We start from the raw sequence: 13,707 nt of genomic DNA, 5'->3' as shown, positions 1-13,707 counted from the left end.
TTTTCCTGTTTTAACCATAAAAAAAAACCGCAGCCCAACTGCGGTTTTATATTTCATTAAATTTTCTGCTCATATTTTAAGGATTCAGGCATTAAACCTCTTCGAAGTATTCTTTATAATAGCCGCCGACTTTATTCGTATTGTCGATCACAAACAGAAACTCCTCTGTTTCATTTTTCACTTCATATTCTTTTCCCGGAGTTAAAACGCGGTTCACGATATATTTTTTTGCGTTTGTCTGCACACATTTCACCTTTTTGATTGTTTCTTTTTCAAGCCAATTGTTATGAATCATAAATGAAATCTCCTTTACTGATCTATAAGCTTATTGTAGCTTTTTTCTTTTATAAATTGCAATATCGGTTATTCATTGATTTTGACTTGTTTTCTATTATAGAATGTTTGTATACGCTTACTCTTACAGCAAATGTCATATCTTCTTTCTGCTATTGAATCAAGGAATCCATGTGCTATCACCAAGAATCTCAAAACAGACCATAAAAAATGACTGGAGGTTTGTTACGAATGAGTTCTTTAACGATGCAAGTGACGAAAAGGCTGGAGACATTTTTACAGGGAACAAAGAAGCTTTATATTGACGGAAAGTTTGTTCCGAGTGCCTCAGGGGCAACCTTTGACACTCCCAACCCGGCGACCGGCGAAACCTTGATGACGCTGTATGAAGCCCAGGCTGCGGATGTAGACAAAGCGGTTAAAGCTGCCCGCAAAGCCTTTGACCAAGGCGAATGGAGAACCATGTCTCCAGCTTCAAGAAGCAGACTGATGTATAAGCTGGCAGACTTAATGGAAGAACATAAAACTGAGCTTGCTCAGCTTGAAACGCTTGATAACGGGAAACCGATAAATGAAACGACGAATGGAGATATTCCGCTGGCTATTGAGCATATGCGCTATTACGCCGGCTGGTGTACAAAAATAACAGGACAGACGATCCCGGTTTCCGGCGCCTATTTTAATTATACGCGCCATGATCCTGTCGGCGTCGTCGGCCAGATCATTCCATGGAATTTCCCGCTCCTGATGGCGATGTGGAAAATGGGTGCGGCTCTTGCGACAGGCTGTACAATCGTGCTCAAACCGGCTGAACAGACACCGCTTTCAGCTCTTTATTTGGCAGAATTAATTGACAAAGCCGGCTTCCCGGACGGTGTCATTAATATCATTCCGGGATTCGGTGAAGATGCGGGAGAAACGCTGACGAACCATGAGGCGGTTGATAAAATTGCCTTTACCGGTTCCACTGAAATCGGAAAGAAAATTATGGCCACCGCTGCGAAAAGCATTAAGCGGGTTACATTGGAGCTGGGCGGAAAATCACCTAATATTCTTCTGCCGGATGCCAATTTGAAAAAAGCCATCCCAGGCGCTTTAAACGGTGTGATGTTTAACCAAGGCCAAGTCTGCTGTGCGGGGTCGCGTGTGTTCATTCATAAAGACCAATATGATGAAGTTATTGATGAGATGGTGTCCTATGCTGAATCACTCCGCCAAGGAGCGGGACTTCATAAGGATACACAAATCGGGCCTCTCGTGAGCAAGGAACAGCACGAACGGGTTCTTTCCTACATTCAAAAAGGAAAAGACGAAGGAGCAAAAGCAGTGACTGGCGGAAGCTGTCCTTTTGAAGAAGGGTATTTTGTCGCACCGACAGTGTTTGCGAATGTTGAAGACGAGATGACGATCGCAAAAGAAGAAATTTTCGGACCGGTGCTGACTGCGATTCCGTATGAAACAGTCGATGAAGTCATTGACCGAGCGAATCATTCAGAATATGGACTTGCGGCCGGACTGTGGACAGAGAATGTCAAGCATGCCCACTATATCGCGGACCGTCTTCAAGCGGGAACCGTCTGGGTGAACTGCTATAATGTGTTTGACGCGGCGTCTCCGTTTGGCGGTTATAAACAGTCAGGGCTCGGACGAGAAATGGGATCATATGCCTTAGATAACTACACAGAAGTCAAAAGCGTATGGATTAATCTCGAAGACTAACATGCATGTCAAAAAAACTGCTGCCAGCCAGCAGTTTTTTTTCTTTCTGTAATGGCGGCAAAAGACGCTGAATATATATGCTTCTGAAGGAGTTGAGCGTGATGAGCACACTTCAGAAGAAAGTGAGGCGTTTTCAAAATAAAACCGTTTCAGAGTTAAAAGACAGGCAAAATGCTGATGGTTCGTGGACATTTTGCTTTGAAGGACCAATCATGACAAATTCCTTTTTTATTTTGCTCCTCACCTCACTTGATGATGGTGACCATGAAAAAGAACTGATATCAGCGCTTGCAGCCGGCATTCGTGAAAAACAGCAACCCGACGGCACATTCATCCATTATCCCGATGAAACGAACGGAAATCTAACGGCTACAGTCCAAGGATATGTCGGAATGCTGGCTTCAGGATGTTTTCACAGATCTGACCCGCACATGAGAAAAGCAGAACAATTTATCATCGCCCATGGCGGACTGAGGCAGGTTCATTTCATGACAAAATGGATGCTTGCCGCCAACGGGCTCTATCCTTGGCCTGTGTTGTATTTACCATTATCGCTCATGGCGCTTCCCCCAACATTACCGGTTCATTTCTATCAATTCAGCGCCTATGCCCGAATTCATTTTGCTCCTATGGCTGTAACACTTAATCAGCGATTTGTTCTTAAAAACCGCAATATCCCATCTCTTCGCCATCTCGATCCGCACATGACAAAAAACCCTTTCACTTGGCTTCGATCTGATGCTTTTGAAGAAAGAGATCTCACATCTATTTCGTCACATTGGAAACGTATTTTTCATGCACCCTTTGCTTTTCAGCAGCTAGGCTTACAGACGGCTAAAACATATATGCTGGACCGAATCGAAAAAGACGGAACATTATACAGCTATGCGAGCGCAACCATATTTATGGTTTACAGCCTTCTGTCGCTTGGTATGTCGCGCCACTCTCATGTCATCAGAAAGGCATTGAAAGGCCTTAAATCGCTAGTGACAGAGTGCAGCGGGATTCCTTATCTGGAAAACTCTACTTCCACTGTTTGGGACACTGCTCTGATCAGCTATGCCCTTCAAAAAAACGGCGTGGCCGAAACAGACGGCCCTATTACAAAAGCAGCTGCCTTTTTGCTAGACCGCCAACATACCAAAGTAGCGGATTGGTCTGTCAAAAATCCGGATGCAAATCCCGGCGGCTGGGGATTTTCAAACATCAATACAAACAACCCTGACTGTGACGACACTGCAGCCGCATTAAAAGCGATTCCCCGCAGTTATTCCCCTTCAGCTTGGGAGCGAGGAGTGTCTTGGCTTTTATCGATGCAAAACAATGACGGCGGATTTTCAGCTTTTGAGAAAAATGTGAACCATCCTCTGATCCGCCTTCTCCCGCTTGAATCCGCTGAGGACGCGGCAGTTGACCCTTCAACCGCCGACCTTACCGGACGTGTGCTGCACTTTTTAGGCGAGAAAGCAGGCTTCACAGAAAAACATCAACATATTCAGCGCGCAGTGAACTGGCTTTTCGAACATCAAGAACAAAATGGGTCATGGTACGGGAGATGGGGTGTTTGCTACATATACGGCACATGGGCTGCTCTTACGGGTCTGCATGCCTGCGGGATTGACCGGAAGCACCCTGCTATACAAAAGGCCCTGCGCTGGCTCAAATCCATACAGCTAGATGACGGCAGCTGGGGAGAATCCTGCAAAAGCGCCGAAGTCAAAACGTACGTCCCGCGTAATAGAGGAACCATTGTACAGACAGCCTGGGCTTTAGACGCTTTGCTCACATCCGAAAACCCCGAACACCCATCTGTGGTGAAAGGTATGCAATATCTTACTGACAGCAGTTCTCATGGCGCCGATAACCTGGTGTATCCAACAGGGATCGGATTACCAAAGCAATTTTATATCCGCTATCACAGTTATCCATATGTATTCTCTTTGCTGGCTGTCGGGAAATATTTGAATTCTATTGAAAAGGAGACAATAAATGAAACGTGAATCTTATCAAACAGAGATGTTCAATTGGTGTGAAGCCCTTAAGGACCAGATTCAAAAGCGAGGAGAGCTTGATCAGTTTGAAGATCAAATCGACAAGATGATAGCAGCACTGGAAGATGACCAAACAACAGAAGAAGATTGGTATAAGCAGGCTGCTGCTCTTTATCGGGATATTACAGAATCAGCGGATGCAAGTGAAAGACGCGCATATGTCCCTATAGGGAAACATGTGCTTCCAAAGCTTCCGTACAAATATTCCGCCTTAGAACCTTATATTTCACGCGACATTATGTTCCTTCATCATACGAAGCATCACCAAAGCTATGTTGACGGTCTGAATAAAGCAGAAACAGAACTTAAAAAAGCAAGAGCGACAAAGAATTATGACTTGATCACTCATTGGGAAAGAGAGCTTGCATTCCATGGAGCAGGCCATTATTTACACAGTATTTTCTGGTTTTCGATGCATCCAAACGGAAAACGGCGTCCTACAGGAGCATTGTTCCAAATGATTGATCTTTCATTTGGAAGCTATTCCGCTTTTAAAGAACATTTTACTCAGGCCGCAAAAAAAGTGGAGGGTGTCGGCTGGGCCATCCTGGTCTGGGCGCCTCGATCGGGACGGCTGGAGATTTTAACGGCAGAAAAGCACCAGCTCTTCAGCCAATGGGATGTGATTCCTCTTTTAGCGCTTGACGTATGGGAACATGCCTACTATTTGCAATATAAAAATGACCGGGCGAGCTATGTCGACCACTGGTGGAATGTCATGGATTGGCGTGAGGCAGAAAAACGTTTTGAACAGGCAAAAGAAGTCGTTTGGAAACTCTATTAAAAAAAGCCCCCTTTTCCTGGGGGCTTCGTGTTTTAAAAAATGCCTAACACATGCAAAAATACGATGATGATGGCAACAGGAGATAGATAACGAATGAGCAGCAGCCAAACTGCAAACCACTTTCGTTTAAGGTTGGAACCGCTTTTCAGCTCGTCAAACAAATCCTGTTTCGGTATTTTTAACGGGACAAATATAGAAATCAATAACGCGCCTAACGGCATTAAAATATTGCTCACAAGATAGTCGGCAGCATCAAAAATGGACAAGTGAAAAATAGTAACGTCACTTAATACACCGTATGATAGTGCAGACGGCACACCGACAATAAAAATGGCAATTCCGCCTAACCAAGCGAATCGTTTTCTCTTATTGACATCGCCTTTAGAAAGCACTGCGACTAAAATTTCCAACATTGAAAAAGCGGATGTCAGTGCCGCGAATAAAAATAGAATTAAAAATGCTAATAAAAAGATAATTCCGAACGGCATTTGATTAAACACAGTCGGCAGCACGTTAAATAACAAAACCGGCCCTTGGTCTGGTTTGAGGCCGAATGAAAATACAGCTGGAAAAATCGCAATTCCGGCCATTACAGCAACAAGCATGTTCAATACCGTTACTGATACAGCAGATTGCACAAGATTTTCCTGTTTCTCTAAATAAGAGCTATACGTTACCATGACAGATACGCCGACACTTAATAAGAAAAAGGATTGGCCCATCGCATATAAAATCGTATTAGCGTCAATTGCTGTTATGTCGGGCATCAAGAAAAACTTGAGCCCTTCCATGGCGCCATCAAGTGTAACGGAGCGCACCATTAATATGACAAATAATATAAAAAGCGCCGGCATTAACACTTGGCTGGCTTTTTCAATTCCGCTGCTTACCCCTTTGGCAACAACTAAAATGGTGATCACCATAAAGAGCAGCTGACCTCCTACAGCTAAATAAGGATTTGAAATTGTACTTGCAAATATCGTATCAAAACCAGATGTTTGCGATAATCCGCCAGTGAAGCCTTTTGTAATATAAATTAAAATCCACCCGCCGACGACGCTGTAGAAAGATAAAAGAATAAAACACGTCGCCATGCCTAAATAACCGATCCAATGCCACTTCGTTCCCGGAGCAAGTGTTTTATAGGATTGAACGGCATCTTTCTGTGTTTTTCTGCCTATGATGAATTCACCAAACAATAAAGGCAGTCCGATTAAAACCGTAAATAAAATAAAAATAAGTAAAAATGCGCCTCCTCCGCCGGTTCCCGCTACATATGGAAATTTCCATATCGCGCCAAGCCCGATAGCTGATCCTGCCGCGGCCAAAATAAAGCCGAGCTTCGAAGACCATTGATTCGCTTCCTTCACCCTATCACTCCTAATTTTATCAAACCATTATAAAGATTCATTGTAAGAATATCTTCCTATATAGTCAAGAACATTTTCGTTAGTTTACATAATATATTTATCGTCATCTATAAAAAGACATTTCAACTACTGATATTGAATTATTCAGAAAATTAATTATAATAAGAGGATGCTTGAAAATCCGTCCAGAATTTTTGCTGAATTTCTTGATCAATATGTTAGGAGTGTTTTTATGGGTATTATTAGAAAAGTAAGTCATTTCGCGGGACAAACCTTTGGCATATGGGTCATTGTTTTTGCCGTGCTGGGATTTTCTTTCCCGTCTTTTTTTACATGGATCAGTTCTTATATTACGATTCTTCTTGGCATTATCATGTTTGGAATGGGACTTACACTGCAAGCCGATGATTTCAAAGAGCTGCTCAGAAAACCTTGGCATGTCATGGTTGGGGTGGTTATACAGTATACCATCATGCCGCTTATTGCTTTCGGCCTGGCAGTTGGACTGCATCTTCCAGCAGAAATCGCAGTGGGTGTTATTCTTGTTGGCTGCTGTCCTGGCGGCACAGCCTCTAATGTCATGACTTTTTTAGCAAAAGGAAATACGGCTCTTTCTGTTGCTGTTACAACAATTTCTACCTTGTTGGCACCTGTTTTAACACCGGTTTTGATTATGCTGTTTGCCAAGGAGTGGCTTCCTGTCTCACCGGGGTCTTTATTTATTTCAATCTTGCAGGCTGTTTTATTTCCAATCATTGCAGGCGTGATCGTCAAAATGTTTTTCAGAAAACAGGTGTCAAAAGCTGTACATGCCCTTCCACTGGTTTCTGTTATTGGCATTGTTGCGATTGTCTCTGCTGTCGTCAGCGGCAACCGGGAACATCTGCTTCAATCAGGGCTGCTCATTTTTTCTGTTGTCATTCTGCATAACGGTATCGGTTATGTACTGGGATTTCTTTGCGCAAAGCTTTTCAAAATGGATTATCCATCTCAAAAAGCGATTGCAATCGAAGTCGGCATGCAAAATTCAGGACTTGGGGCCGCACTTGCCACGGCTCATTTCGCACCGCTATCAGCCGTACCTAGCGCGATGTTCAGTGTGTGGCATAACCTTTCAGGCTCCATGCTTGCAACCTACTGGTCCAAAAAAGCGAAAAAGAAACAAACAGCATCTAGCAGCAATCTGTCTCTTTAAATACAGATCAAAAAAGGTACATCACGATGAAGTGATGTACCTTCTTTTATTATCCCTCTAATAAAAGCTGTTCAGGATCTTCCAGTAGATTTTTAATTGTCACTAGGAAACCAACCGCTTCTTTACCGTCTACAATCCGGTGATCGTAAGATAAAGCGATATACATCATCGGACGGTTTTCGAAACGCTCTTCATCAATTGCGACAGGTCGCAGCTGAATCTTATGCATGCCCAGTATACCGACTTGAGGGCTGTTTAAAATCGGAGTCGACATCAGTGAACCGAAAGTACCTCCGTTTGTAATGGTGAAAGAGCCTCCCTGAAGCTCGCTAAGGGTTAGTTTATTATTTCTTGCTTTTTTCGCAAGCTCGCCGATTTCTTTCTCGATTCCTGCAAATGTCAGGCGGTCCGCATCCCGTACAACCGGAACGACAAGGCCTTCATTAGCCGCAACAGCAATACCGATATCATAGAACTTCTTAACGATCAGCTCATCGCCTTGAATTTCCGCGTTCAGCAGCGGATATTTTTTCAGCGCAGCGACAACCGCTTTGGTGAAGAAAGACATAAAGCCGAGTTTCACTTCATTTTGCTCAAAGAATTGATCTTTGCGGCGTTTTCTGAGATTCATGACAGCCGTCATGTCTACTTCATTAAATGTAGTCAGCATTGCTGATGTTTGCTGTACCTCTACAAGGCGTTTTGCAATCGTTTGTCTGCGGCGTGACATTTTTTGCACATCGACAGGTTTGTCAAAGCTTTGCTGTGCTTTTTGAGCCTGAGGCTGCTGTTTTTGCTGAGAAGCCGGTTTTGATGCCGGTTTTTCGTACGCTTCGACATCCTGCTTGCGCACTCTTCCAAGCGGATCTCCCGTTGGGACCTGAGACAGGTCAATGCCTTTTTCTCTTGCCAGCTTACGGGCTGAAGGAGAAGCGATCGTTCTTGACTTTGCTTCGGTTTGCGCTTCCTCGCTCACCTCTTGCGCCGCTGGTTCAGCCTGCTTCTCTTCTTCCTTGCTTTCAGCTTTCTCTGAAGGAGCAGGGGCAGAACTTTCACCCGCGCCTTCTGAAATCGTACCGATAATTTCTCCGACCTGGACGGTATCACCCGAATCTTTCAATACCTCTTGAAGTACACCCGATTCTTCTGCTGTCAATTCAACATTTACTTTATCCGTTTCTAGTTCAAGCAGATATTCACCCTGTTCTACATAATCACCAGGCTGCTTTAACCATTGGGCTATTGTTCCTTCTGAGATTGATTCTGCTAATTCAGGTACCTTAATTTCCGCCATTTTTTCATTTCCCCCTTAGTTTTTGCGAGTCAAGCTATCAGATACAATACGTTCCTGTTCTTTTTTATGAACTGTCGGATCTCCCTCTGCAGGGCTGGATCGTCTTCTTCGTCCAATATATTGAACGCTTACTCCCTTTGGTGCAATTTCTGTCAAATACGGGCTGATATAACTCCAAGCCCCCATGTTCTGCGGTTCTTCCTGCACCCAAACGATTTCTTTCAGGTTCGGAAGTTTTGCAAGTAATTCTTTGACTCCTTTTGCCGGGAATGGATACAGCTGTTCAATTCTCGCAATGTGAAGCCATTCTTTACCGTCTTCTAACTTATTAAAATGGTCGCTGATGTCTATGGACACTTTACCGCTGGATAATACAAGTCTGGTTACTTTTTCATAGTCATGAGAAAGTCCGGACTGTTCGTAAACAGGCTGGAAGCGGCTTTCGCTCAGCTCCTGCACTTCGGAAACTGTATTCGGATTACGAAGAAGGCTTTTCGGCGTCATAATAACGAGCGGTCTGATTTCTTCACGAAGCAGCATTTTAGCCTGTCTTCTAAGTATATGGAAATATTGTCCGGCGCTTGTCAGGTTGGCAACCGTCCAGTTGTTTTCCGCGGCAAGCTGCAGGAACCGTTCGATTCTTCCGCTTGAGTGCTCAGGCCCCTGTCCTTCGTAACCGTGCGGAAGCAGCATGACTAATCCGGATTTTTGACCCCATTTCGCGCGGCCGGCCGAAATGAATTGGTCAAAATACACTTGAGCAGCGTTGGCAAAATCTCCATACTGCGCTTCCCATAATACAAGCGTCTCCGGTGAATGCACGTTATAGCCGTATTCAAAACCGAGAACCGATCCTTCAGACAGCGGGCTGTTATGAACTGCAAAAGATGTACCACAGTCTGATAAGTTATGAAGCGGCACAAACTCTTCACCCGTCTCACTGTCATGAAGCACTAGGTTTCTTTGGGCAAACGTTCCTCGCTCGGAATCCTGCCCTGTTAAACGAATCGGTGTTCCGTCTTTCAAAATTGAAGCAAACGCGAGTGATTCAGCCAAAGACCATTCCACTTTTCTGTCATCATCGAACGCCTTGGCGCGTCTTTCTAAAATGCGCTTAAGCTTGCCGAAAACGTTAAATGACTCCGGCCAGTTGACCAATTCGCCATTCAGCTTGCGGAGCACATCAAAATCAATGGATGTGTCCACATCAGGAAAACCGTTTGAAACAGGCTCTGGAAGTTCAATCTCACAGGCGGTTTGTTCCTTTTTAGCCGGCACTTTCTGATAAGCATCCTCAATACGCTTCGTTACTGATTTTTCGATGTTTTGTACAACATCATTGTCAAGCACGCCTTCATTCACAAGCTTTTCGGCGAAAATTTGTTTGGCAGTCGGATGTTTTCTGACAGCATCATACAGCATCGGCTGAGTAGTTGATGGCTCATCCATTTCGTTGTGCCCATAACGTCTGTACCCGATCAAGTCAATCAGAAAGTCCTTGTTGAATGTTTTTCGGTATTCCACCGCAAACTTAACAGCTGAAAGACAGGCTTCAGGATCGTCCGCATTAACGTGGACAATTGGGATTTCATAGCCCTTCGCCAGGTCACTGGCATATTTTGTTGATCTTGATTCAGCGCTTTCTGTCGTGAATCCGATCATGTTATTGGCGATAATATGAATCGCACCGCCTACTTGATACCCTTTTAAAGAGCTTAAATTCAATGTTTCAGCGACAATTCCTTCCCCAGGGAATGCTGCGTCTCCATGAATTAAAATGGCAAGCGATTTTGTTTCGTCCTGAACCGGGTATCCGCTTTGTGTTCTCGTTTCCTGTGCCGCTCTTGTGCTGCCTTCAACAATCGGATTGATAAATTCCAAGTGGCTCGGGTTGTTTGCTAACGTAATGCGCGCTGATTTTGTTGCAGCGTCTTGAAGCTCCCGATTCGCCCCCAGATGGTATTTGACATCGCCTGTCCATCCGTAGCTGATTCCGATTGAGCCCTCAGACGGGACAAGATCTTTGTTCGGCGCATGCTGGAATTCGGAGAAAATAATTTCATACGGTTTTCCGAGCACATGTGCCAAGACATTCAGGCGCCCCCTGTGCGCCATCCCAATGTTGACACTCGTCGTTCCTGATTTGACAGATTGTGCAATAATGTCATCCAACACTGGAACAAGAGCGTCCAAACCCTCAATGGAAAAGCGCTTCTGTCCGACGAATGTGCGGTGCAAAAACTGCTCGAAACCCTCTACTTCTGTCAGTCTTTCCAGCACAGCCGACAGCTTTTCAGCTGAGTTCTTCTGGAACAGCTCACCGGATTCAATCATCTTTGTCAGCCACTCGCGCTCTTTGAAGTCATGCACATGGTCAAATTCAAATGAGATGGTTCTTTTATACGTATTTCGTAAATACTGAATGGCTTCTAAACCGTTCGTAATGTTTTTAGGAGCGTCTTTGCAAATCACTGACGCAGGTATTGCTTTTATTTCCTCTTCTGTTAGCCCGTAATCGGATAATGGAAAGAGTTCACTCTTTTTCCCATCCTTTCTGAGCGGATTGACGGAAGCGTTTAAATGGCCATAGGTTCGGATATCTTCTGCAAGTCTGACTGCGGCTGCGATCTTTTGAATCAGATCGGCTGTAACACGTCCCTTTTCTTCTGTTCCCGAGGCCTCTTTTATATCGTTTGGCGGAGCACCAAGCTCGTCGAACATTTCCTTTAGATCCGGATCAATGCTGTTCGGATCCTGGGTATACTGATCGTAAAGCTCCAGCGCATAGCCGAGGTTCGGACCGTAAAAATCTTCCCAATTCATTCGTTGTTTCATACTATTTTGAAACATTTGAATATTACCCCCAACTTAGATAATCAAGTGATTGATTCACTATCTTAAAATAACTTTCGAACGCTGTGTCCAAAATTATGTAATAAAAACGCTTCCAACGATATTTTACCACTGTTTGCAATTTGATTCTACCTTGATTGTTCACAAAATAGTAAAAATCCTTTATAAAAAACCAAAAATTTAATCATTTGAAAAAAGAAACACCAAAAAACATAGGATCAAGAGCTATCCTATGCTTTTATGGAGCAGTTTTTTCAGCAGCGGATACAGAACATCCGGGAGCTGATCGACATCCGGGACAAATATACTGAATTTTCCGTACATATCCTGAATGGTCTTCATTTGTGATTCTTCTATTTCTGTGTTGGAGAGAAAAACATTTATGACTTCTATCCCTCTTTTTCGCGCTTCAATCACCGCTTCACTAGTATCGACAATTCCGTTTTGTTCATAGCCAAACGCGGCCGGCTCTCCATCTGAGAAAACAATCAAGAACTTTTGAGACTCGCTGCGCTGCAGCATTTTTTTCGTCATCTGCCGGATCGCATAGCCGTCACGGTTATCTTCTTCAGGCTCAAGCTGCAAAATTGCCGGCCCCGCCTCTTGTCTTAATGATGTTTGAAACGGAATAACCGTATTGAAATAGTTTGGCTGGCTTGTTTCAGACGCATCATTTGTGTCCTCCCAAAAACCGACAATCTGATGCGGAACCGCTACGGATTTTAACGCTTCGTGAAACAGCACGATTCCCCGCTTTGTCTCGTCCATTTTGTCGAACATGCTGGCTGAACAGTCGACCAGCAACGTGAAAACTGCGTCAATTTCTGAAGAAGGTTCCTGCTTTTTGTAGAAAAGACGCGGATTTCGCTCAGTAAAGTAACGGAGAAGCTTATTGTTCAGCCTTCCGGCATGAAGGTCTGTTCTCGGCAATGTTTTTTTATGCTCCAGCGTTTTTTGAATCATTTGTTTCAAACGCTTTTGATACGATTCAATCGTTTTTGCCTGCTGTTTATAAGAAATCCCTTCTTCACTGGTTGCCGGCTGCGGTTCTTTGTAAATCGGAAATGCGTATTTATTTTCTTTGCCGTCAGCCATGCCCGCTCCGTTCGGCTGGTCTTTCTGGGACTCCAGCGCTTCCAGCTGGGAATAGTCTTTCCGTTTTGTTTGTCTGGCTGATCCTTGGACAGAGCCAAGGGCTTGATCTCCATCATCGCCTTCTCTTGAAGCATCTTTTCCTAAATCTGATTTAGCGCCATGTTCAATATCAAATTGAAGGAAGCTTTTAGACGGGGCTTCTGTTTCTCGGTGCCACGTCGGCATTTCTTCTTCATGAATATCCTCATCACCGTTTGACTTTTTCGGAAGCGTGAGGTCATCACTCAGCTTAGGCGCTTTTTTCTCTTCCTCAAATAACGGTTGTTCTGCAGCTATTGCGTAATCAAGCTCAGGCAAAAAGAAGTAGGTGTTCAGCATGTCTTTATCGAGCACCTCTTCAAGCCCGTCCATGAGGTTTTCAACAATTTTCAGAACCTGCCGTGTCGAATCTGCTTCATACACGCGCAGGAGCTGCTGTTCAATAAACGGGCGCATCAGATCGATATCTTCACGCATGGACGGAAGGGTTTCGAGCGGTGATTTCGCTGTTAGCTTGACATAGATCGCGCAAAAGAGGGCATCCGTAAAAATGCTTCGTTCCAAATTCAAGGTCAGCTGGGTGGAGAAGTGTTTTCTGTACATATCTTTTCGCTTTGCAAATACATGTTTCGTACCCGGACGCTCGTGCTTGATGCATTCTTCAATTCTGATGTCTTCAAGCAGCATAAACAGCTGCTTAGCAAAGCTTTTGAACGTCAGATGCTGATGAATATCATCCAAAAAGTTCGCAAACTCTTGCAGCGAGCTATATCTCGTTCCGACCGAACGCAGGTAGACGTCGCTTTTCAGACCCGCTTCCATGTCCTCAGCTGCCCTGTCTTTCCAAAAATGACTCATATAAATTTTCTTTTCAAATGGATTGTAATACGACTGGACGCCATACTCCACTTCTACCGCTTCACTCTTGGTGAGTGTTTTGGCCAAATCAGTGAGCATCATAAATAAAAACGAATCAATTGTGCTGTCGTTAAATTTGATAAATTTCATCGCAG

The 13,707-nt window shown here is 44.2% G+C and carries 9 protein-coding genes; 4 read left to right on the top strand and 5 right to left on the bottom strand.

Annotation, left to right across the window (positions count from 1 at the left end; translation table 11 throughout):
* Positions 1-91 precede the first annotated feature (91 nt).
* Positions 92-295 (bottom strand): DUF6501 family protein, encoded by a 204-nt coding sequence (locus JMN17_RS04305; RefSeq protein WP_003241656.1) that lies wholly within the window; start codon positions 293-295, stop codon positions 92-94.
* Positions 296-525: 230 nt separating this feature from the next.
* Here JMN17_RS04305 and dhaS point away from each other — a divergent pair, with 230 nt between their 5' ends.
* The 3 genes from dhaS (at position 526) to JMN17_RS04290 (ending at position 4,848) form a co-directional block, all read left to right on the top strand.
* Complete coding sequence (gene dhaS / locus JMN17_RS04300) at positions 526-2,013, top strand: aldehyde dehydrogenase DhaS (RefSeq protein ID WP_087993842.1); 1,488 nt, start codon at positions 526-528, stop codon at positions 2,011-2,013.
* Positions 2,014-2,114: 101 nt separating this feature from the next.
* Complete coding sequence (locus JMN17_RS04295; RefSeq protein WP_202327490.1) at positions 2,115-4,013, top strand: terpene cyclase/mutase family protein; 1,899 nt, start codon at positions 2,115-2,117, stop codon at positions 4,011-4,013.
* Complete coding sequence (locus JMN17_RS04290; RefSeq protein WP_087993844.1) at positions 4,003-4,848, top strand: superoxide dismutase; 846 nt, start codon at positions 4,003-4,005, stop codon at positions 4,846-4,848. Before JMN17_RS04295 ends, JMN17_RS04290 begins: the two co-directional genes overlap by 11 nt.
* Before the next feature lie 32 nt (positions 4,849-4,880).
* On the opposite strand, the gene JMN17_RS04285 is transcribed toward JMN17_RS04290, so the two are convergent.
* Positions 4,881-6,218 carry a sodium-dependent transporter gene (locus tag JMN17_RS04285; protein WP_202327489.1) on the bottom strand — a complete coding sequence of 446 codons (1,338 nt, stop codon included), beginning with the start codon at positions 6,216-6,218 and terminating at the stop codon, positions 4,881-4,883.
* A 232-nt stretch (positions 6,219-6,450) separates the two neighbouring features.
* Between JMN17_RS04285 and JMN17_RS04280 the strand changes: the two genes are divergently transcribed.
* A complete protein-coding gene (locus tag JMN17_RS04280; protein ID WP_202327487.1) occupies positions 6,451-7,413 on the top strand; it encodes a bile acid:sodium symporter family transporter in 963 nt (320 codons plus the stop codon).
* Between the two features lie 49 nt (positions 7,414-7,462).
* Here JMN17_RS04280 and odhB read toward each other — a convergent pair whose 3' ends face one another.
* From odhB to JMN17_RS04265, 3 genes are all read right to left on the bottom strand, one after another.
* Positions 7,463-8,707: a 2-oxoglutarate dehydrogenase complex dihydrolipoyllysine-residue succinyltransferase gene (gene odhB / locus JMN17_RS04275; protein WP_087993847.1), complete on the bottom strand. Its 1,245-nt coding sequence runs from the start codon at positions 8,705-8,707 to the stop codon at positions 7,463-7,465.
* Between the two features lie 15 nt (positions 8,708-8,722).
* The gene (gene sucA / locus JMN17_RS04270; protein ID WP_087993848.1) at positions 8,723-11,557 is read right to left on the bottom strand and encodes a 2-oxoglutarate dehydrogenase E1 component; all 2,835 of its coding nucleotides are present in this window, start codon (positions 11,555-11,557) and stop codon (positions 8,723-8,725) included.
* Between the two features lie 228 nt (positions 11,558-11,785).
* Positions 11,786-13,702 (bottom strand): vWA domain-containing protein, encoded by a 1,917-nt coding sequence (locus JMN17_RS04265; RefSeq protein WP_202327486.1) that lies wholly within the window; start codon positions 13,700-13,702, stop codon positions 11,786-11,788.
* Between the last annotated feature and the right edge of the window lie 5 nt (positions 13,703-13,707).

It is taken from the genome of Bacillus sp. RHFS10, assembly GCF_016757475.1.
Classification (GTDB): Bacteria; Bacillota; Bacilli; order Bacillales; family Bacillaceae; genus Bacillus; species Bacillus subtilis_G.
Note: the sequence above shows the minus strand (reverse complement) of the source record. Positions and strands in the feature narration are given on the sequence as shown.

Bases quoted from the DNA above. Each gene is read 5' to 3' on its own strand.
- JMN17_RS04305 (WP_003241656.1), bottom strand. From the start codon at position 295: ATGATTCATAACAATTGGCTTGAAAAAGAAACAATCAAAAAGGTGAAA.
- dhaS (WP_087993842.1), top strand. From the start codon at position 526: ATGAGTTCTTTAACGATGCAAGTGACGAAAAGGCTGGAGACATTTTTA.
- JMN17_RS04295 (WP_202327490.1), top strand. From the start codon at position 2,115: ATGAGCACACTTCAGAAGAAAGTGAGGCGTTTTCAAAATAAAACCGTT.
- JMN17_RS04290 (WP_087993844.1), top strand. From the start codon at position 4,003: ATGAAACGTGAATCTTATCAAACAGAGATGTTCAATTGGTGTGAAGCC.
- JMN17_RS04280 (WP_202327487.1), top strand. From the start codon at position 6,451: ATGGGTATTATTAGAAAAGTAAGTCATTTCGCGGGACAAACCTTTGGC.
- odhB (WP_087993847.1), bottom strand. From the start codon at position 8,707: ATGGCGGAAATTAAGGTACCTGAATTAGCAGAATCAATCTCAGAAGGA.
- sucA (WP_087993848.1), bottom strand. From the start codon at position 11,557: ATGTTTCAAAATAGTATGAAACAACGAATGAATTGGGAAGATTTTTAC.
- JMN17_RS04265 (WP_202327486.1), bottom strand. From the start codon at position 13,702: ATGAAATTTATCAAATTTAACGACAGCACAATTGATTCGTTTTTATTT.